Annotated in this window: 18 protein-coding genes; 11 read left to right on the top strand and 7 right to left on the bottom strand. The window is 35.7% G+C overall.

Annotated elements, in window-relative coordinates; all coding sequences use genetic code 11:
- The first annotated feature begins 93 nt into the window (after positions 1-93).
- Positions 94-687: a bifunctional phosphoribosyl-AMP cyclohydrolase/phosphoribosyl-ATP diphosphatase HisIE gene (hisIE, locus tag ACH3O9_RS15580; RefSeq protein WP_416442072.1), complete on the top strand. Its 594-nt coding sequence runs from the start codon at positions 94-96 to the stop codon at positions 685-687.
- Between the two features lie 120 nt (positions 688-807).
- On the opposite strand, the gene ACH3O9_RS15575 is transcribed toward hisIE, so the two are convergent.
- From ACH3O9_RS15575 to epsC, 3 genes are all read right to left on the bottom strand, one after another.
- Positions 808-1,518, bottom strand: coding sequence for a DUF1853 family protein (locus ACH3O9_RS15575; protein WP_416446710.1), 711 nt, complete (start codon positions 1,516-1,518; stop codon positions 808-810).
- Positions 1,519-1,636: 118 nt separating this feature from the next.
- Positions 1,637-2,524 (bottom strand): cysteine synthase CysM, encoded by an 888-nt coding sequence (gene cysM / locus ACH3O9_RS15570; protein ID WP_416442071.1) that lies wholly within the window; start codon positions 2,522-2,524, stop codon positions 1,637-1,639.
- A complete protein-coding gene (gene epsC, locus ACH3O9_RS15565; protein ID WP_416442070.1) occupies positions 2,514-3,311 on the bottom strand; it encodes a serine O-acetyltransferase EpsC in 798 nt (265 codons plus the stop codon). Before epsC ends, cysM begins: the two co-directional genes overlap by 11 nt.
- 125 nt (positions 3,312-3,436) lie before the next feature.
- Between epsC and ACH3O9_RS15560 the strand changes: the two genes are divergently transcribed.
- From ACH3O9_RS15560 to ACH3O9_RS15525, 8 genes are all read left to right on the top strand, one after another.
- Positions 3,437-4,231: a tRNA pseudouridine(38-40) synthase TruA gene (locus ACH3O9_RS15560; protein ID WP_416446708.1), complete on the top strand. Its 795-nt coding sequence runs from the start codon at positions 3,437-3,439 to the stop codon at positions 4,229-4,231.
- A gap of 169 nt (positions 4,232-4,400) precedes the next feature.
- Positions 4,401-4,952, top strand: a complete 552-nt coding sequence (locus ACH3O9_RS15555) for a type 1 glutamine amidotransferase domain-containing protein (protein ID WP_416442069.1) — start codon at positions 4,401-4,403, stop codon at positions 4,950-4,952.
- A 76-nt stretch (positions 4,953-5,028) separates the two neighbouring features.
- The gene (corA, locus tag ACH3O9_RS15550) at positions 5,029-6,126 is read left to right on the top strand and encodes a magnesium/cobalt transporter CorA (RefSeq protein WP_416442068.1); all 1,098 of its coding nucleotides are present in this window, start codon (positions 5,029-5,031) and stop codon (positions 6,124-6,126) included.
- Positions 6,127-6,188: 62 nt separating this feature from the next.
- A complete protein-coding gene (locus ACH3O9_RS15545; RefSeq protein WP_416442067.1) occupies positions 6,189-6,863 on the top strand; it encodes a DUF2461 domain-containing protein in 675 nt (224 codons plus the stop codon).
- Between the two features lie 140 nt (positions 6,864-7,003).
- A complete protein-coding gene (locus ACH3O9_RS15540) occupies positions 7,004-8,857 on the top strand; it encodes a DNA topoisomerase IV subunit B (protein WP_416442066.1) in 1,854 nt (617 codons plus the stop codon).
- Positions 8,858-8,928: 71 nt separating this feature from the next.
- Positions 8,929-11,583, top strand: coding sequence for a DNA gyrase/topoisomerase IV subunit A (locus ACH3O9_RS15535; RefSeq protein WP_416442065.1), 2,655 nt, complete (start codon positions 8,929-8,931; stop codon positions 11,581-11,583).
- A 3-nt stretch (positions 11,584-11,586) separates the two neighbouring features.
- Positions 11,587-12,024: a large conductance mechanosensitive channel protein MscL gene (mscL, locus tag ACH3O9_RS15530; RefSeq protein ID WP_416442064.1), complete on the top strand. Its 438-nt coding sequence runs from the start codon at positions 11,587-11,589 to the stop codon at positions 12,022-12,024.
- 101 nt (positions 12,025-12,125) lie between these two features.
- On the top strand, positions 12,126-14,195 hold the full coding sequence (locus ACH3O9_RS15525) for an ATP-binding protein (RefSeq protein ID WP_416442063.1): 2,070 nt from the start codon (positions 12,126-12,128) through the stop codon (positions 14,193-14,195).
- A 3-nt stretch (positions 14,196-14,198) separates the two neighbouring features.
- On the opposite strand, the gene ACH3O9_RS15520 is transcribed toward ACH3O9_RS15525, so the two are convergent.
- The 4 genes from ACH3O9_RS15520 to ACH3O9_RS15505 all read right to left on the bottom strand — a co-directional run bounded on the left by ACH3O9_RS15520 (position 14,199) and on the right by ACH3O9_RS15505 (position 17,962).
- Positions 14,199-16,178 carry a tetratricopeptide repeat protein gene (locus ACH3O9_RS15520; protein ID WP_416442062.1) on the bottom strand — a complete coding sequence of 660 codons (1,980 nt, stop codon included), beginning with the start codon at positions 16,176-16,178 and terminating at the stop codon, positions 14,199-14,201.
- 97 nt (positions 16,179-16,275) lie between these two features.
- Positions 16,276-17,085, bottom strand: a complete 810-nt coding sequence (locus ACH3O9_RS15515; RefSeq protein ID WP_416442061.1) for a TerC family protein — start codon at positions 17,083-17,085, stop codon at positions 16,276-16,278.
- Positions 17,086-17,466 carry a DNA topoisomerase IV gene (locus ACH3O9_RS15510; RefSeq protein ID WP_416442060.1) on the bottom strand — a complete coding sequence of 127 codons (381 nt, stop codon included), beginning with the start codon at positions 17,464-17,466 and terminating at the stop codon, positions 17,086-17,088. It abuts the gene before it with no gap.
- Between the two features lie 31 nt (positions 17,467-17,497).
- A complete protein-coding gene (locus ACH3O9_RS15505) occupies positions 17,498-17,962 on the bottom strand; it encodes a helix-turn-helix domain-containing protein (protein ID WP_416442059.1) in 465 nt (154 codons plus the stop codon).
- A 301-nt stretch (positions 17,963-18,263) separates the two neighbouring features.
- Between ACH3O9_RS15505 and ACH3O9_RS15500 the strand changes: the two genes are divergently transcribed.
- Positions 18,264-19,439 (top strand): M14 metallopeptidase family protein, encoded by a 1,176-nt coding sequence (locus ACH3O9_RS15500; RefSeq protein ID WP_416442057.1) that lies wholly within the window; start codon positions 18,264-18,266, stop codon positions 19,437-19,439.
- Between the two features lie 55 nt (positions 19,440-19,494).
- Entirely contained in the window at positions 19,495-19,974 is a 480-nt protein-coding gene (locus ACH3O9_RS15495; RefSeq protein WP_416442055.1) for an Lrp/AsnC family transcriptional regulator, read from the top strand.
- The last annotated feature ends 45 nt before the right edge of the window (positions 19,975-20,019 follow it).

The following is a 20,019-nucleotide window of genomic DNA, read 5'->3' as shown; positions in this document are numbered from 1 at the left end:
TGCTCAAAACTAAAGAATATCTACGGGTAAATGAGGATGAAGTCTTTAAATTACTTGAAGAAAAACAAAAGTGACTATTTCAAAAAATAAAAAATGAAAATCAATTACAACAAAGACGGCCTTGTGCCCGCGATCATTCAAGATGCAAAGACCAAAAATGTGTTGATGCAGGGTTATATGAATGAAGAAGCATTCTTAAAAACCAACGAACTTAAAAAAGTAACATTTTTTAGCCGCAGCAAACAACGCCTATGGACTAAAGGAGAGGAAAGCGGGAATTTTTTAAATCTTGTTTCTATTAGCAATGATTGTGATAATGACTCATTATTAATCACTGTAAATCCACAGGGGCCTACCTGTCACACCGGTACTGATACTTGCTGGGGAGGTGAAAACAAGCAGGAATTCGGGTTTTTTACCCAGTTGGAAACGGTTATTGCTGATCGTAAAGCTAATCAGGAAAATGACGAAAGTTACGTCGCCAGCTTATTCAAGAAGGGGATCAACAAGATCGCTCAAAAAGTAGGCGAGGAAGCCATAGAAACCGTTATTGAAGCCAAAGATGATAATGATGACCTTTTTCTGAATGAAAGCGCCGATTTGCTTTTTCACTATTTGATTTTGCTTAAAGCTAAAGGTTTTGGACTTGAGGATATCGAGAAAGTGTTGCTGGAAAGGAAAAAGTAAAGCATTGCATAAGATTTCGTCAATCTGAACTTGATTCAGATTCACATCCTAATTGCTGATTAGTATTATGAGATTCCGAAATAAATTCGGAATGACAGTCATTTAAAGCTTCGTCTGCAATTACCACCACACCACAAAACAGCGGGAAATAGAATCGTTTGGGGTTTTTGTCCAGCAATAGACCGAGCGTAGCTGATTTAAGCTGTTTTCAATTTGCTTAAAGGCTTCTGTTCTATCTATCCAGTGAATGGGATCTGTGGAAGCGGGTAGAATGACCCACTTAATTTTAACCGGAAAATAGAATTTCGTTTCCGCTTTCGCGAAAGCTTTAAAATCCTGTAAATTCATCCAGAAACCTATTTCAGAATCGGGATTTAACCCACTAATATCGGTTATTTTGGTATGAAAATCGGTAAATAATTGCGCTTTAAAGCAGATTTTTTGCTCGATTTCTCCCGGCTTAAGTCCGATTTTTGAGAGATACGGAAGTGTTTCCGGCTTAAAAAGCAGCGGTAATTGTTGGGGTTTAAGCTTATTTAATTTAAGCGGAAGACTGTCTTTGCGGTTTGGGCCAATCCAACAAGCATATTTGTTAGCGCTGTAAAGCGGATCGAACAGATAGAATTTATAAACGAGTTCGAGATGGATACCTTTATTTTCATTAAGATCACGAATCAAAAAATCAATTTCGCCCAGCGTTTTCTTATTGTGTATAATCTGCAGGTTTTTGGCGATCAGTTCGTAGCGTTGGGAAGCCATAATCGCCGCTTCCATAAAATATTCCATACGCTGACCAAGCCTTATATTTTTTGGAACATCAAGAGGGGGAATGGTATTTAAATAAAGAGTCTGGCTATCAAAAACCTAAAAACCGGGATAGTCCGCCAAAAACAAATCCGAGGTTTGTAAAAATCCTTGATATTGCTGTGATAGCGAAGTTTTCAAAAAATTACTCGTCAAATAAATCTGAAGATAAATACCGGTCGCCACGATCACAGATTATAGAAACCACAATGCCTTCTTCCAGCTCTTCACATAAGCGTAAAGCCGCTACGGTAGCCCCACCACTGCTCATTCCTGAAAAAATACCTTCTTCTTTAGCCAATCTTTTTGCCATAATCCGCGCATCGGCTTCACTCACTTCCATGATACGATCAACTTTTTTAGCGTCAAAAATCTTGGGTAGATATTCCTGAGGCCATTTGCGTATTCCGGGAATGCTCGATTCGTCTGTAGGTTGTACGCCCACAATCTGAATGTCTTTGTTTTTTTCTTTTAAGAAAGTGGAAGTTCCCATGATGGTTCCCGTAGTTCCCATAGAAGAAACAAAGTGTGTTACTTTTTCTTCGGTATCACGCCAAATTTCAGGTCCCGTGGTTTTGTAATGCGCTTTCCAGTTATCGGGGTTTCCAAACTGGTTAAACATATAATAACCTTCGTCTCTTACTTTCGCTTCAGCGTAATCGCGCGCTCCTTCAATCCCCACTTCTTTTGACGTTAGGATGACGGTCGCTCCATAAGCTCGCATAGTTTGCACACGCTCTTTAGTCGAATTTTCGGGCATTACGATCTCAAGTGAAAGACCGTAAATACTGGCGATCATAGCCAGTGCAATTCCGGTATTTCCGCTGGTGGCTTCGATAAGCTTGGTGTTTTTATCAATTTCACCACGTTCCATCGCGCTTTTGATCATGTTGTAAGCCGCACGATCTTTCACGCTTCCGCCGGGATTATCACCTTCCAGTTTAAAAAGCAGTTTTACGTTAGGATTAGTTTGGAGAACCCTAGATTCTACCAAGGGCGTATTGCCAATAAGGCGTTCAAGATTATAATTCATTTTTTGCAATTTCGCGTATTTGTATTTCCGGTCTGTGAGAAACCAGTGAAAAAGGCGGAACGGAAGCCGTAAGCCAAACATTCCCGCCAATGATGCTATTTTCGCCCACGACCGTGTTGCCACCTAAAATAGTAGCATTAGCATATATGGTGACATTATTTTCAATAGTTGGATGCCGTTTTATGTTCTCAAGTTCTTTGTTTACACTTAGCGCTCCCAGAGTAACTCCCTGATACAATTTTACATGGTCTTTAATAACTGCGGTTTCCCCAATCACAATTCCTGTGGCATGATCTATAAAGAGATATTCCCCTATTTGGGCCCCCGGATTGATATCTACACCGGTCAAAAAATGTGCATATTCTGTCATTAAACGTGGCACTATGGGAAAACCTTTTATATACAAATCATGACTAAAGCGATATACTGCGATAGCATAAAAGCCAGGGTAAGAAAGGTAAACTTCTTCTATAGAACGGGCCGCGGGATCATTATCATATATAGCCTGCGCGTCGAGATTAAGCTTGCGCAGAATTTCGGGCAGATTAGCAACATAATTATCCCAGATTTTAGAACACTTTTTATCGGTTTCCCAGCAGGCAAGATCAACAAGTTCTGTAAAAATCACTTCCAGTTCTTCAAGATTGACATCAAGATCTGTATGATAATCAAATAGAGTATGAAAGAGTTTATCAGTAAATAACTGTGTATTTTCTTTCAGTTTAAAATTTAGGTTGGCATTCTTTTTATGTTGCCTGAGTTGCTTTATGATTTCTTTCTTTTCCACATTCCAGATTTAAATCCAATTTCAAATTTAGCCATTATATAAGTATAGTAGTAGAAATTATGGCAGAAGCTTACAGTAGTTTAAGTATAACAGTGCATTCTGGCAAAAGAAGTTATTTTTGCGATATGTTTAGAAAGCGATTTTATTACATTATTAAGTTACAATATCTGGGTTTCCGTTATCACGGTTGGCAGAAGCAGCCCGAAAAGCCTACGGTAGAGCGTATGGTACAACGCACGTTGAAATATATTCTGGACAGGTCTAATTTTAAAATACTTGCAGCAGGCAGAACAGATTCTAAAGTTTCTGTAAATGAAACTTATATTGAATTATTTCTTGACGAAAAACCGCTTGATTTGACCGATTTTCTCCCTGTTTTGAACGAAAATCTACCACCAGATATTCGCGCTTTAGAAATTACTGAAACAGATGCAGACTTTAATATCATTCAGCATCCTAAAATAAAAGAGTATTTGTATTTGTTTTCTTTTGGTGAAAAAAACCACCCTTTTGCTGCACCTTATATGGTAAATATTCTGGAAGACCTTGATATTGAGCTGATGAAGGAAGCTGCCAAATTAATGGAAGGAAACCACGATTTTAAAAACTTCACGTATAAGCCTAAAGAGCAGACTATTACAGAAATGACTATAGACTGCTGCGAGATTGCAGAAAATGATATTTATACTGCTAATTTCTTTCCTGAAAAGAGCTACTCATTGCGTGTAAAAGGAATGGGATTTAAGAGACACCAAATAAGACTGATGATGGGAGCGCTTTTTGATCTGGGAGCTGGCAAGTTTACTTTAGATGAAATCAAAGCCATGCTATTGCCTGAAAATGAAATAAAATTGACACACATAGCTGCGGCTTCAGGACTAATTCTTAATGAAACTTTTTTATTAAATCGCAGCATTTAGAGTGATGGTGGGTATTAACATTTCCAATCAAAAAGCTTTTAACACAACACGCTAGTTTCCCTTATATTTTAACCTTTTTTAGCTTAGGCTTATAAGTCTTTTAACCCCGGTAAACACAACTGCTGCCTATCTTTGTATTGAATTAATTGTCGAACTAAAAACCAACAATATGAATACTAAGAAGATTGCAATATTAGCTACAAACGGATTTGAAGAAGTAGAATTAACTTCTCCACTTAAAGCGATGAAAGATGAGGGTTTTGAGGTAGATATCATAAGCCTTAAAGCTGGAAAAATAAAAGCATGGGATAAAGATCATTGGTCAGATGAATATGATGTTGATAAAACAGTAGATCAAGTTAATGCAAATCAATATAACGCATTGATGTTACCAGGTGGAGTGATGAATCCTGATAATTTAAGAACAAATGAAGATGCTCTTACCTTTGTAAAAGATTTCTTCGCTCAACATAAACCTGTTGCTGCAATCTGTCACGCTGCGTGGACGCTAATTAGTGCCGGAGTAGTAGAAGGCAGAGAAATGACATCTTACCATACTATTAAAGATGATCTTGTAAATGCAGGAGCAAAATGGGTAGATAAAGAAGTTGTTGTTGATGAAGGATTTGTAACAAGTAGAAATCCTGATGACCTCCCAGCATTTAACTCAAAATTAATTGAGGAAATAAAAGAAGGAAAACACGAGCTACAACACGCTTAGTCAAATCCTGATATATAAATTAAAAGTCTGCCAATTGGCGGACTTTTTCTATTTTTAGGTGCTACAAATGCCTACTATGACTAAACGCCTTAAAATTAGAAAACCCAGACTTCCTCATTTAAAAAAGAAGAAAAGAAAAGTTAAGAATGATGTTCCTGGTACTCTTAATTATACAGGAAATAAGGAAAGTGATGATCTACACATAGAGGTCATAGATTATTCTAAAGAATACTACCAGAGCATGTCCAGCAAGGATGTTTCTCTGGGATACAACAAAACCGGAAGCGGTCATATAAGCTGGATCAATGTAAATGGTCTTAACAGAACAGACCAGATAGAACTTTTGGGTTCGCACTACAAACTGCATCCACTTACTCTTGAGGATATTGTAGATACCAATCAACGACCAAAGATTGATGAATTTCCTGAATATTTGTTCATAGTTTTTAAAATGCTCTATTTTAATGAAAAGGATGAGTTTGTAAATGAACACATAAGTCTTGTTTTAGGTAAGGATTATGTATTGACTTTTCAGGAGTCAGACGGTGATGTATTTGATTCATTAAGACAACGTATAGCTAATGCTAAAGGGCGCATAAGAAATGCAGGTGCAGATTATCTTATGTTTACCATTATGGATGCTGTTGTAGATCACTACTTTATTGTGATAGAATCTATGAGCGATAAAATAGAACAACTAGAAGATGATTTGTTTTTAAATCATGTAGAAGATGATATTACACAGGATATTCAGGATTTAAAACGGGAAGTCCTGCGTGTGCGTAAAGCGGTTTATCCTTTTAGAGAAGTTGTGAGCAGACTTGAGAAGCAGGAAACTTCACTTATAGAAGACCGTACCTTAACCTATATACGAGATTTATATGATCATGTTGTTCAGGTTTATGAAAGTATCGAGGTCTACAGAGAGATGACCTGGGGACTTATGGATATGTATATGACCACCATAAGCAATAAGATGAACGAGGTGATGAAAGTGCTTACCATTATGGCAAGTATCTTTATTCCATTGACATTTATGGCTGGTATTTACGGGATGAATTTTGACTTTATGCCAGAACTACATTATAAATATAGTTACTTCTATTTGCTGGGAGCAATGGTAATTGTTTGTCTCATATTGATCTGGTATTTTAAGCGAAAAAAGTGGCTGTAAAGGCAAGAAAATCGGTAAAATAGGGTTAAAATTCGCTAATAACTATTTCAAAAACTAAATTAATGATTCAATTAAAACCGGAGATTTTTAAATTTTTAGACGATCTAAAGCTGAATAATAACCGGGAGTGGATGAATGATAATAAAAATCGCTATCAGCGAAATGAAAAAATATTAAAGTCGTTTTATGCCGAAGTTAAAGAGGGCTTGAACAATTTTGATGCGATAGATAAGACAAAGGTGTTCAGAATAAATCGTGATATACGATTCAGTAATGATAAAACACCCTACAATGTGCATCGTAGTGCAAGTTACAGCAGAGAAGGAGATCAAAGACGTGGTGGCTATTATTTGCGCATACAACCCGGAAATTCGCGCATGGCAGGTGGTTTTTTTAGTCCGGAGCCGGCAGATCTTTTGCGCATACGTAAGGAATTTGAGATGGATGATTCTGAAATTAGGGAGATTTTAGCTCAACCAGCGTTTAAAAAAGCTTTTGGAGGTTTTAACCCAGGTAATCAGGTGAAGACAGCTCCCAGAGGATTTAACGTTGAGCATCCTGCAAATGATCTCATTAAAAACAAGTCATTTTTCGTCTCACATGCTTTTACAGATGAGGAAGTTCTGGCAGCAGATTTTCAGAAAAAACTCATAGATCATTATAAATTATTACTACCCTTTTTTAATTATATGAGCGATGTTCTCACTACAGATCTAAATGGGGAATCACTGCTATAAATTAAAGTACTGTTAGACAAAGAATCACGCGTGCGTTAAGCTTTTCAACAGGATTTTATTAAAATTTGTTAATTACTTTGTTTTTGCCTTCTATTATAAAAGTTTGCTATACCCTATATTAGCAAACATCCCAAATTTTTATGGCCCAAGAAACACAATATACCGAGGAAAATATACGCTCCCTAGACTGGAAAGAACATATCAGGATGAGACCTGGTATGTACATTGGTAAGTTGGGAGATGGCTCAAGTGCAGATGATGGTATCTATATACTTTTAAAAGAGGTACTTGACAATTCTATTGATGAGTTTGTCATGGGAGCCGGTAAGACCATAGAAGTTAGCATTCAGAATAATCGCGTTATTGTACGAGATTTTGGGCGTGGTATTCCATTAGGCAAGGTAGTAGATGTAGTGTCTAAAATGAACACGGGTGGTAAATACGACTCACGAGCATTTAAAAAATCTGTAGGTTTAAATGGTGTAGGTACAAAAGCAGTTAATGCACTTTCATCATATTTTAGAGTAGAATCTTCAAGAGAAGGAAAATCTGCTGCTGCAGAATTTGAGCAGGGAAATTTAAAAGATGAAGAATTCTTAGAAGAAACATCGCGTAGAAAAGGGACTAAAGTCACCTTTATACCTGATGAACTCATCTTTAAAAATTATAAGTTCAGGAACGAGTATGTTGAGAAAATGCTTAAGATCTATGTGTATCTTAATCCCGGACTTACGATTATTTTTAATGGCGAAAAATTCTTTTCAGAAAATGGATTAAAAGATCTTTTGTCTGAAAGTATTTCTGAAAGCGATCGTTTATATCCTATAATTCACCTGCGTGGTGATGATATAGAGGTAGCAATTACTCACAGTCGCACACAATATTCTGAGGAGTATCACTCATTTGTAAATGGTCAACATACCACACAAGGAGGTACGCATCAGGCCGCATTTAGAGAATCAATTGTTCGTACCATACGTGAGTTTTATGGCAAGAATTATGAAGCTTCAGATGTTAGAAAGTCAATTGTTTCTGCGGTAAGCATAAAAGTGATGGAGCCCGTTTTTGAATCACAGACTAAAACGAAGTTAGGTTCTACAGATATGGGTGGCGATCTGCCTACCGTGCGTACATACATCAATGATTTTCTTAAAACAAATCTTGATAATTTTCTACATAAAAATCCTGAAACTGCAGATAAGCTACAGCGAAAGATCCTGCAGGCAGAAAGAGAGCGAAAAGAACTCTCAGGCATTAGAAAATTGGCTAAAGACAGGGCAAAAAAGGCAAGTTTACATAATAAGAAACTTAGAGATTGCCGCGTACATCTTACAGACAGTAAAAAAGAACGTAATCTTGAAAGCACCCTTTTTATAACTGAGGGAGATTCAGCTTCTGGTTCTATTACAAAATCACGGGATGTAAATACACAAGCGGTTTTTAGTTTACGCGGAAAACCTTTGAATTCTTACAATATGACAAAGAAAATTGTCTATGAGAACGAAGAATTCAATCTATTGCAGGCAGCACTTAACATAGAAGAATCTATGGAAGATCTGCGATATAATAATATTGTAATCGCCACAGATGCAGATGTTGACGGTATGCACATTAGGTTGCTGCTTATTACTTTCTTTCTGCAATTTTTCCCTGAATTGATCAAAGAGGGGCATTTATACATTCTTGAAACTCCGTTGTTCAGAGTGCGAAATAAAAAGAAGACTTTTTATTGTTACAGTGAGCAGGAACGAAGAGATGCCATTGAAGAACTATCCGGTAAACCAGAAATAACCCGTTTTAAAGGTTTAGGTGAGATATCACCAGATGAGTTTAAAAATTTTATTGGTGACAATATACGTTTAGCTCCTGTAATGCTTGATAAGGCGATGTCAATAGAAGAATTACTTTTGTTTTATATGGGTAAGAATACACCAGACAGACAAAAGTTTATAATAGAGAATCTAAAAGTTGAATTAGATCCTGTTCTTGAATAAACCCTGAATAACGATCTTAAATTTAAATTACAATAATTTTTAAATAGGAAAAACCCCATCCTATACAAGCTATGAGCGAGAACTACGAAGAACCTGATTTTGAAAAGCCAGAAGAAGAAAATAGCGGTGAGACCATTACCCGGGTTACGGGTATGTTTAAAGACTGGTTTCTTGATTATGCCTCTTATGTAATTTTAGAACGAGCTGTCCCGGCAATAGAAGATGGTTTTAAACCGGTGCAGCGCCGTATAATGCATTCTTTTAAAGATCTTGATGATGGGCGCTACAATAAGGTGGCAAACATTGTAGGTCATACTATGCAGTATCATCCTCACGGTGATGCCAGTATTGCAGATGCTATGGTACAAATGGGCCAGAAGGATCTTCTTATAGACACACAAGGTAACTGGGGCAATATACTTACCGGTGATAGTGCTGCTGCATCGCGTTATATAGAAGCGAGATTATCAAAATTTGCATTAGAAGTTCTTTTTAGTCCTAAAATTACTGAGTGGCAGGCATCTTATGATGGTAGAAAAAAAGAGCCTGTAAATCTACCGGTGAAATTCCCATTATTACTTGCTCAGGGTGGTGAAGGTATTGCTGTAGGTTTAAGCACTAAAATTTTACCACATAACTTTAACGAACTTATCGATGCTTCAATAAAGCATTTAAAAGGTAAAAAATTCACCATTTTACCCGATTTTCCTACCTCTGGGGTAGCAGATTTTAGCGATTATAAGGATGGTCACAGAGGTGGCAAGGTAAGAGTGCGTGCAAAAATAGACCAGCTAGATAAAAACACCCTTGTAATTACTGAAATTCCGTTTAGTACAACTACTACTTCACTTATTGATTCAATATTAAAAGCGAACGACAAAGGTAAGATCAAGATTAAAAAAATTGAAGATAACACCTCTTCAGAAGTAGAAATTGTAATACATCTGCCACCGGGAATGTCGCCAGACAAGACTATTGGCGCCCTTTATGCTTTCACAAATTGTGAGGTTTCTATTTCGCCATTAGGCTGTGTTATTGAAGACAACAAACCTTTATTTGTAGGTGTTACCGAAATGTTGCGCCTCTCAACAGAGCGTACTAAAGATTTGTTGCGACAGGAACTTGATATTAAACTCGATGAGCTTGAAAGTCAGTGGCACTTTGCTTCTCTGGAGCGTATTTTTATAGAGAATAGAATATACCGTGATATTGAAGAAGAAGAAACATGGGAAGGCGTTATCACTGCTATTGATAATGGTTTAAAACCTTTTATTGGTCATCTAAAAAGAGCTGTTACAGAAGAAGATATCACCCGACTTACAGAAATACGAATTAAAAGGATTTCTAAATTTGATATCGACAAGGCGCAACAAAAAATTGACGCCCTCGAAGATGAAATTGCAGAGGTTAAACATCATTTAGCCAACTTAACCGATTTTGCAATAGCATATTTTACAAGACTCAAAAAAGAGTACGGTGTAAATAGACAACGTCTTACTGAGATTCGTGTGTTTGACGATATTGAGGCCACAAAAGTTGTCATAAGAAATACTAAACTTTATGTTAACCGCAAAGAAGGTTTTGTAGGAACATCTTTAAAGAGAGATGAATATGTAACCGATTGTGCAGATATAGATGACATTATCGTGTTTACTAAAGAAGGTAAGATGATCATCACTAAAGTTGATGCTAAAACCTTTGTAGGGAAAGACATAATTCACGTAGCGGTATTTAGAAAAAAGGACAAACGCACTATTTATAACCTCATTTATAAAGATGGCACAGGAGGAAGTACTTACGTGAAGCGATTTAGTGTTACAAGCGTAACTCGAGATCGTGAATATGATATGACAAATGGCAAAAAAGGGTCTACAGTTCTTTATTTTAGTGCAAATCCTAATGGTGAGGCAGAAGTTGTAACGATTTACTTAAGAGCAGTGGGTAACATTAAGAAATTAAAGTTTGATCTCGATCTGGCAGATGTTCTTATAAAAGGACGTAATTCTAAAGGGAATATTGTCTCTAAACATTCAGTGCGTACTATTGATCTTAAAGAGAAAGGCGTATCTACTTTAAAACCACGCAAGATCTGGTTTGATGATACTGTTCAACTTTTAAATGTTGACGGTAGAGGTGAATTACTAGGCGAATTTAAAGGAGAAGACAGATTACTCATTATAACCCAGGAGGGTATAGTAAAAACAATAACACCGGAACTTACTACGAGATTTAAGGATAATATTATTGTTCTGGAAAAATGGATTCCTTCGAAACCTATTTCTGCAATCTATTGGGATGGAAATAAAGAAAAATATTACGCAAAACGTTTTCTAATCGAAAATCCTGATAAAGAAGAGCTATTCATTTCAGAACATGCTAATAGTCACTTAGAAATTGTTTCTACAGATTACAGACCAGTAGTAGAAATGGTATTTTACAAAGAAAGAGGTAAAGACCAGAAGCCAAGTGAAGAGGTTGATTTTGAAAATTTCATTTCTGTGAAAGGGATCAACGCCCTTGGTAATCAATTTTATACTGAAAAACTTAAGCAGATAAATTTGCTTGAACCTTTGCCTCATGAAGAACCTGAAGAAATAAAAACCGAAGATCTTGAGGTGGTAGATGAAGAAACAGTGAGAGGAGATGGTACAGATAGAACTTCATCTTCTTATTACAAAGACGATAATATTGATGATTCTGATGAGGGACAAACTTCACTTTTTTAATTCATGGGCGTAATACAGGAGTTTAAGGATTTTGCCGTAAAAGGCAATATGATAGACATGGCTATAGGTATAATAATAGGTGCAGCTTTTAAAGATGTTGTAGAGGTTATTGTGAAGCGTATAATGCTACCGCCGCTGTCTATGTTAACTGATGGCGTGAATTTCTCAAATAAAAAGATAGTGCTCAGGGAAGCTCATCTTGATTCTATGGGCAATTCTATAGCAGAAACTTCTATAGGCTATGGTGAACTTATAACTGTTGCACTCGATTTTTTTATTATCGCATTTGTAGTTTTTATTGTAGTAAAAGTTATGAATAGGTTAAAAGAAAGAGGGGATGACGCCAAAGACACCTCTGTTAAAACTCCAAAAGATATAGAATTACTTACCAGAATAAATGAGCTTTTAGAAGAACAAAACAAACATTTATTGAAGAAATAAATATCTTATATCAAAAAAAATAAATTTGTAGGTATATTCATGTAAAAAAAATCTTAAATTAGCCGCATCTACTTATAAATAGCATTGTTAAGCCCCTAAACATGCAAAAACGATATATTCATCAATTCTTCGGAATAGCATTTTCGCTATTCCTATGCTTGACCGCTTTTTCGTTTTATCTCTATCGCAATTACTGTGAGAATCTGAACGAAAAATTAAGTACACAAATTCAGGCCTCTGCGAGTCTTGCAGAACAGGATTTTAGACGATCAGTTTTCAATAATATTTCTTCTCTTGAAAATCTTAAGAACAGAATACAGGAAAGTGATGGTTTGTATTTTCCTTATTGGCAAAATGATGCGAAACGGATTATAAGTCAGAATAATGCTTTAAAGTTTATTGAATGGATAGATAATGATGGTATTATTCAGGAAATTGTTCCGTTAAACGGAAATGAACCAGCCATAAAACTTGACATCAAAAAACTAAATTATCGTTATGCAGAATGGTTAGGTCATAGCTCAGATACTATTACAAATATAACGCCATGGCTAGAGCTTACACAGGGCGGTAATTCATTCTTAATAGATGTTCCTGTATATTTTAAAGGTAAATTTCAGGGAACTATAACTGCGGGAATGGATTTTAAGGCTCAGTTTGATAAACTGGGTTCTAATCTTAATGATTATGCTATATTAATCAATGATGAAGAGGGGCATGCCTTTTATAGTTTCAATAATCCACAACCAGATATTTTCTCTCCAGAACTTGTCTATAGTGCTGCAATGACCGTAGATGCAAATCCAGAAGATTTCTGGTCGTTTAAATTTATGTATCGAGATATGAAAGTATTACAGGATCATAAATTGATAGCGACCTACGTTTTCATTTTTGGACTCGTATCTTCATTAATTTCAAGCTTTTTAGTCTTCTTTTACTTAAAAGCTAAGAAAGCAGCCGCTGGTTTTGAAAAGGCAAACGCAGCTTTAAAAAACCTGAACAGGGCTCTCGCCAGAGAAAAGGAAAATGCAACAAAAGCCTCGCTCGCAAAAACTGAATTTCTGTCTAACATGAGTCATGAGATTAGAACGCCTCTAAATGCTATTTTAGGACTTTCTGAAATATTGAAGTCAAAGGCTAATGAAGATCAACAGCCGCTTATAAATATGATGACAAATTCATCTGCAACCTTATTGGGTCTCGTAGATAATATACTGTTGATAGATAAAATTGAATCTGGCAAAGAAGTGCTTCATACAGAACAATTCGTTCCACTGGAGATTATTAAGAATAACATAAACTACTATTCCCCACAAATTGAGCGTTACGGACTTCAGCTAAAAGTGAATTTTGATGTATGTAAAGCGTGTAAGGTGGTAGGAGATAAGCTAAAATTTGAACAAATTTTTGTAAACCTGCTTAAAAACGCAATTAAATTTACGCAGAAAGGCCATATTGAAATTATTTATTCCGAAGAGGTTGTAGGTACTAATGTGCATTTAACTTTACAAATTAATGACACCGGCATTGGGATTCCCGAAGACAAAATAGACACTATTTTTGAACGTTTTTATCAGGTTGATGGCGGTATTGCCAAAAAACATGGTGGGGGTGGATTAGGATTACCTATAACAAAACATCTTGTTCATCTTTTTGATGGAACTATTAATGTTTCAAGTAAAGTTTCTAAGGGTACTTCTTTTACGGTAGAACTTGAGTTGCCTATTGATTATGCAGGTATCGAGTTGACTGAAAATAAAGAAATACCAGATTTATCAGCTCTTTCTGTTCTTATTGTAGATGACAATAAACTCAATACATTCATCTTAGAAAAGTGCCTAAAACAGCTAAAAATCGGCTCAGAAGTGGCATATAACGGCATTGAGGCTCTAGAAAAAACAAGAGAACAATATTATGATCTCGTTTTTATGGATGTGCACATGCCAGAACTAGATGGCTTTGAAACAACCCGAAGAATAAGGCAATTTTATAAAAATACCTTAATCATTGGGCTCAGCGCAGATGCTACGAATAGTGCTATGACAGAAGGATTAAGATCTGGAATGGATTATTACCTAACAAAACCTTTAGATCGGAATAAACTTATAGATATTTTAATCGAAAGATTTCCCAAAGAGGAATATGCAGATAAAAACATGCAACACCATTAGACACTACTGTACGGGCAGGTCAAGCAAAACTTTGGTACCTTTAGGATTATTGCCTTCATCATATAAATCAATTATATTGAGTGAATGGGCATGAGCAAAATTCTTTGAGAAATTTTGTAACCGCTGTATTGTCAGCCTGATTCCAATAGATTTTTTCTGTGTGTTCCGTTTATCACTTGGTATTTCCATAGTTTTTTTGCGGCCTATACCATTGTCTGTAATTGAAATTTCTACGAAATTCTCATTTTTCTTACTCACTTTCAGTTCGAGAGTTTTTTTACCATCTTTTGGCTGAAGACCGTGCCAAAGGGCATTCTCAACAAAAGGCTGCAATATGAGAGAAGGTATTTTAATATCTTTTAGCGAAATATCATCGTCTACTTTTACGTCATATATAATCTCATTACAAAACCTAATATTTTCAATATTCACATATAACTGCATGGTTTCTAATTCTTCTGCCAAGGTAATTTCTTTCTCTAACGAACTCGACAAAATTGATCTTACCAGTTTTGCAAATTGATTGAGATACTCTATCGCATCCTCAGAATTGTGGTTCTGCATATAGATTTTAATCGAAAGCAATGCGTTAAAAATAAAATGCGGATTCATCTGTGAGCGCATGAGTTTCTGCTCAGCTTTTAAAGCGGTTTTTTCATTTTTAAGCTTGTTTTGCCGGAATAATATATAGACAATAACAAAAGAAAAAAGAAAAAGCAATCCAAGAAATATGAGATTTTGATTGCTTTGGGCGAGATTCATCGTTACGATCTCATTTTCCTTTTCTAAAAGTGCAATGGTGTTTTTTTTCTTTTCTGTATCATACTTCATATTAAGATCAGAAACATACTTATGATTTTCTTCATTTAAATATTTTTTCTGTACCGTCTGTGATAAACGTTGATAATCAAGTGCTTTATCATATTGACCTTGTTTCTCTTTTAATTGGGCAAGATGCTCATAGGTGCTACTAAGAAATTGTTTCATTTCATTTTTCTTAGATACGCGCTCACCAGTTAAGAAATATTTTTCTGCCTCAGTATAATTTCCCAATTCGTACAATGCCCAGCCCATATTTATGTATGCCATAGCGATGTAAAATTCATCTTCAAGATGATCTGCCATAGCAATTGTGGGCCTTATTAATTTCATGGCCGCCTCTGCTTTGTTCTGTTTAAGATAAACCTGACCAATGCTATTATTACAAATAAGGATGCCCAGTTCAGAGTTTATTTCCTCATTGTATTTTAAGGACTGGCGGTAATTGTACAATGCTTTCTCAAACTGCCCGCGTTCTTCATAAGTAATGCCTAGGTTGCCGTAATTAATAGCCAGACCCAATTTACTGCCAATGCCTTCTTCATAAGGAATGGCCTGTTTAAAGTAATTTTCAGCAAGATCGTAATCACCAATTATGAGGTAGATATTACCTATGCTATTCAGCGAAATAGCAATACTTTTTACAATAGAATTATTCTTCGGAGTAAAATTTTCGGCCATTTCAAGTGCGGCCTGATGATTATCTAGTGCCGATCGTACGGCATCCATTCTACGATAAACAACACCCAACATATTGAGTGCAGATATTTCCATCTCCTGATTTCCTATTTCTTTGGCCAGCGCAATACTTTTTTTGTGATGATATATTGACCTTTGGTATGATGATTTATCTCTAAAATATATGCCCAGCATATTTTCCGCGTAAGCTTCCCCGAGTGTATAATTAACCTTTTCACTTGCGATGATCAGCTTTTTCATAGCTGTAGTATCGCGCCTAAAGTCTTCTAAATTAGCATGTAATTTCTCGAGAGATTGCTCTTTCTCATCAATTATATCTGTAAGTATAACCTGAAAATTAGAAGGAGAAGACTGTGGTAGAGCAGTATAGCTCTGTAATAAAAAGAAAAGAGTGAAAAAGCTAACTCTGCGGTAATAAGTACATGCGAAGTTTGGGAGCTTAAAGTAATGTTTTATAAATCCCATGAGGTGGTAAGATTTGTATCTTACTAAATATACACATATTGCGGCTATGTCACAATATGTGTATATACATGAGTATCTTACAGGAATTCAAGTTTATTTAAGCAACAGTATCTTCTTCAATATGCTGCTTTTTACGCAATTTGAAATTTAAGAATTCAAGAAAAAGTGAAAATGCAATCGTAAAATACAAATATCCTTTAGGGATGGTGCCTACTTCACTATTAAAAATTTTAAGGTGAGCAAGATGAGCTGCTTCTGCGATTAGCATAAAACCTATAAGTATAAGAAATGCCAAACCTAATATTTGAAGCGAAGGGTGCTTATTTACAAAATCGCCTACGGGGTTTGCAAAAAGCATCATGATCAATACAGAAATAACAACAGCAACTATCATAAGTATTAAGGCATCATTGGGGTTATCGCTTAAACCATTTGTCATACCTACCGCCGTTAGAATAGAATCAAATGAAAAAACCACATTGATAAGTGTGATCTGCAAAACTGCCTTTTTTAGAGTAGTAGAACTCTTACTTTTCACTTCAGCTTCTTCTTCACCCGTAAGATCAACTTTCTCATGTATCTCATGCACACTTTTGTATAGCAGAAAAATACCTCCCGCAAAAAGTATGAGTGCCTGACCGCTAATGCCTGCTTGTATCCATGACTGATTTATATGCCAGAAGGGAGCTTCCATTGCCACCAAAACCGTTATACCAAAGAGCAGAGCAATACGCATAACCATGGCCAGAATAAGCCCGATATTTACTGCTTTCTTCCGATTTTCAGGTCTTAATTTAGAAGAAGCAAGAGAAATGAAAATAATGTTATCTATCCCCAAAACAATTTCAAGAAAAGTCAAGGTAAGAAGTGCGACCCACGCATCTGCAGATGAGAAAATATCAAGCATTTAATTTATTTTTTTGGCTGTTCCTTTTTGTTTATTTGTTTCGCCTACAAGGGCGTATTCAAAGGTATAAAAATCTCCTTCTGTTTTTAATATTTTAAAATGAAGTGCTTTACGTTCATTTCTGTTTTTAGGATTAATCTTGTTAGCAATATACTCACAGTCATTAATCCATCGTATGCTTGAAGAATCGGCTACTCCTTTATAAAAATCAATCTCAAGGGTATCATTTCTGGTGAATTGTGTTTTAACAACTTCGCCATTCAGGTAAGTTTCAAATTCAAATTTACCGGTCTTAAAATCATTGCAGCTGCGTTCTGGTGAATAGCAGGAAACCAGCAGTGCAAAAACAGCAATAAGCAGCGATAATCTTTTCAACATCATAGCCGCGAAAATACAAATACATAAACAAATTTTAGAGATCCATATAAGGAAGTTGATCTTCAAAACTTTCAAAAGTTCCGTCATCATAAAAAATAACAATACGTTTTATCCCTTTTGATCTAGGATAGTCATCACCAAAGCTTTTTGGAGACATATATGAACTGTAATCTTCTTGTTTTTTAATAGGCGTATGTGGTGGTTTCTGCGATGCATTTGCATCTGCAGATTTTGAAAAAAGATCTGAAGAAGTATTTTCAACATTGTTTTTAATAGGGGGCAAACTTCCTTTACCATTAAGTAGCCAGTACAGTTCTACTTCGGGAAAAGTTTCTACAACTTTCATCACAAATTCTAAACTGGGTTTATTGCGACCAGATAAAATATGAGAGATAGAAGAACGACCAACTTCGATCTTATCGGCGAATGCCGTAGCATTCAACTCGTATTCTTCCATAATTTTTAATAGCCTTTCAGCAAATTTAGCGCTGTTCACCATTGTAAAATAGAGATATATAAAACATGTTTACAAATGTAATAATAAATTTAAGATAATAGAGGTTACAATTGTAAACAGTACAGCAAATCAAGAATATTTTATTGAATTAAAACTCTATATAAATATGTTTAAACATCTTAAATTTAAGTGATTAATATATAATTAATTGGTTTGTGGAATTTTTCCTATAGCTCTATTTACAACTGTGATTTCATTGTTACATATAGTAAACAGGATGTAATAATAAAGAGTTTACATTTGTAAAATTAGCAATGTTTACATTTGTAACTTAATTTAAAATATGAATTTTAATCAGCTTTTACTTTGGCATAAAACACATAAAGAACAAAATCTTTATGGGCGATACATTACGCATCACAGCATAGCTCCTTTACTGGATTTCTGGCGGAACAATTTTGAGATCACAGAAATTGGTAAGTCTGTGCTGGGAAAATCCATCCACAGTATTCAAATTGGCTCTGGGCCAAAAAAAATATTGATGTGGTCTCAAATGCACGGGAATGAAAGCACAACTACAAAAGCCTTATTTGATCTTTTTAAATGGTTAACAGCATCAGAATATAAAATTGAGGCAGAATCTTTACTTAAATCATGTACTTTACATATCATACCCATATTAAATCCTGACGGGGCAGAACGTTATACAAGGCTCAATGCTCATGACATTGATCTCAACAGGGATGCACAGAACCAATCGCAACCAGAAAGTATTATTCTACGCACCGTTTTTGATGCATTTAAACCCGATTTTTGCCTCAATTTGCACGGTCAGCGTACAATATTTGGAGTGGGAGACCCTGCTAAATCAGCCACGGTATCTTTTTTATCGCCTGCTCAGGACAAAAACCGCTCAGTAACGCGATCCCGTAAAATGGGTATGGCAATTATAGCCGGATTAAATGAGATGCTTCAGCATTTTATTCCACAAGGAGTAGGGCGATATGATGATTCTTTTAACCTTAATTGCGTTGGCGATACTTTTCAATCCTTAAATGTACCAACCGTGCTTTTTGAAGCTGGTCATTACCCTGATGATTACGCACGTGAAGAAACGCGTGCATATATATTTTTAGCTTTGGTGAAAGCCTTAAATATTATTACCAATTCTAATGATGATCTAAAACGAGGATACAAGGGGTATTTTGAAATTCCGGAGAACAAAAAATGCTTTTTTGACATTATTTTAAGACAAATTGCGCTTCCGGAAGCAGGAGTGACTGATGTTGCAATACAATATGAAGAGACTTTAATAGAAGGCGAATTGCGATTTATTCCTAAAATAGCTGAGATTGCTGTTTTGCAAGAATTTACAGGGCATGTTGAGTACGATTGTGACTCACAAAACCCGGATATCACTGACACAAATATCTGGCAAAAAGGAAGTAAAATCGGTCAAATTACCCTCAATAACGGATTTACTAAAACGTTTTCGCAAATATTACCTAAAACGTTATGAATTATTCAATGTATTTATCCTATTTTTGCGTAATATATAATTTAATGATTGAATAATGGCGAAATTCAAATTAGACGAGGTTGATCACCAGATTCTAGATATGTTGATTGAAAATACTCGTACTCCTTTTACAGATATTGCAAAAAAACTTCTAATCTCTGCTGGTACAGTTCATGTGCGCGTAAAAAAAATGGAAGAGGCGGGAATCATAATAGGTTCTTCTCTAACACTTGATTACGCAAAACTGGGATACTCGTTTATTGCATATGTAGGCATCTACATAAACAAAACAAGTCAAACAACATTCGTTCTTGAGCGCATCAATCAGATCCCGTTTGTTACGGTTGCTCATGTTACTACAGGTAAATTTAATATCTTTTGCAAAATACGTGCTCGCAATACAGAGCATGCAAAAAATATTATTTTTGAACTGGATGATATTGACGGAGTTTATCGCAGCGAGACCATGATTTCTCTAGAAGAGAGTATCAATGATAAAAAACGTCTTATGCATTCAATTTTTCAGGAATTGTAAAGCCAAAAAGACTTAACTTTAAAACCCTTTGGCTTTATAGACAAA

The sequence above is a fragment of the Leeuwenhoekiella sp. A16 genome (genome assembly GCF_047946675.1).
Classification (GTDB): Bacteria; Bacteroidota; Bacteroidia; order Flavobacteriales; family Flavobacteriaceae; genus Leeuwenhoekiella.
Note: the sequence above shows the minus strand (reverse complement) of the source record. Positions and strands in the feature narration are given on the sequence as shown.

Bases quoted from the DNA above. Each gene is read 5' to 3' on its own strand.
- ACH3O9_RS15540 (WP_416442066.1), top strand. From the start codon at position 7,004: ATGGCCCAAGAAACACAATATACCGAGGAAAATATACGCTCCCTAGAC.
- ACH3O9_RS15505 (WP_416442059.1), bottom strand. From the start codon at position 17,962: ATGGTGAACAGCGCTAAATTTGCTGAAAGGCTATTAAAAATTATGGAA.
- ACH3O9_RS15495 (WP_416442055.1), top strand. From the start codon at position 19,495: ATGGCGAAATTCAAATTAGACGAGGTTGATCACCAGATTCTAGATATG.
- ACH3O9_RS15555 (WP_416442069.1), top strand. From the start codon at position 4,401: ATGAATACTAAGAAGATTGCAATATTAGCTACAAACGGATTTGAAGAA.
- ACH3O9_RS15510 (WP_416442060.1), bottom strand. From the start codon at position 17,466: ATGATGTTGAAAAGATTATCGCTGCTTATTGCTGTTTTTGCACTGCTG.
- ACH3O9_RS15545 (WP_416442067.1), top strand. From the start codon at position 6,189: ATGATTCAATTAAAACCGGAGATTTTTAAATTTTTAGACGATCTAAAG.
- hisIE (WP_416442072.1), top strand. From the start codon at position 94: ATGAAAATCAATTACAACAAAGACGGCCTTGTGCCCGCGATCATTCAA.
- ACH3O9_RS15560 (WP_416446708.1), top strand. From the start codon at position 3,437: ATGTTTAGAAAGCGATTTTATTACATTATTAAGTTACAATATCTGGGT.
- ACH3O9_RS15500 (WP_416442057.1), top strand. From the start codon at position 18,264: ATGAATTTTAATCAGCTTTTACTTTGGCATAAAACACATAAAGAACAA.
- ACH3O9_RS15525 (WP_416442063.1), top strand. From the start codon at position 12,126: ATGCAAAAACGATATATTCATCAATTCTTCGGAATAGCATTTTCGCTA.
- cysM (WP_416442071.1), bottom strand. From the start codon at position 2,524: ATGAATTATAATCTTGAACGCCTTATTGGCAATACGCCCTTGGTAGAA.
- ACH3O9_RS15535 (WP_416442065.1), top strand. From the start codon at position 8,929: ATGAGCGAGAACTACGAAGAACCTGATTTTGAAAAGCCAGAAGAAGAA.
- mscL (WP_416442064.1), top strand. From the start codon at position 11,587: ATGGGCGTAATACAGGAGTTTAAGGATTTTGCCGTAAAAGGCAATATG.
- ACH3O9_RS15515 (WP_416442061.1), bottom strand. From the start codon at position 17,085: ATGCTTGATATTTTCTCATCTGCAGATGCGTGGGTCGCACTTCTTACC.
- corA (WP_416442068.1), top strand. From the start codon at position 5,029: ATGACTAAACGCCTTAAAATTAGAAAACCCAGACTTCCTCATTTAAAA.
- ACH3O9_RS15520 (WP_416442062.1), bottom strand. From the start codon at position 16,178: ATGGGATTTATAAAACATTACTTTAAGCTCCCAAACTTCGCATGTACT.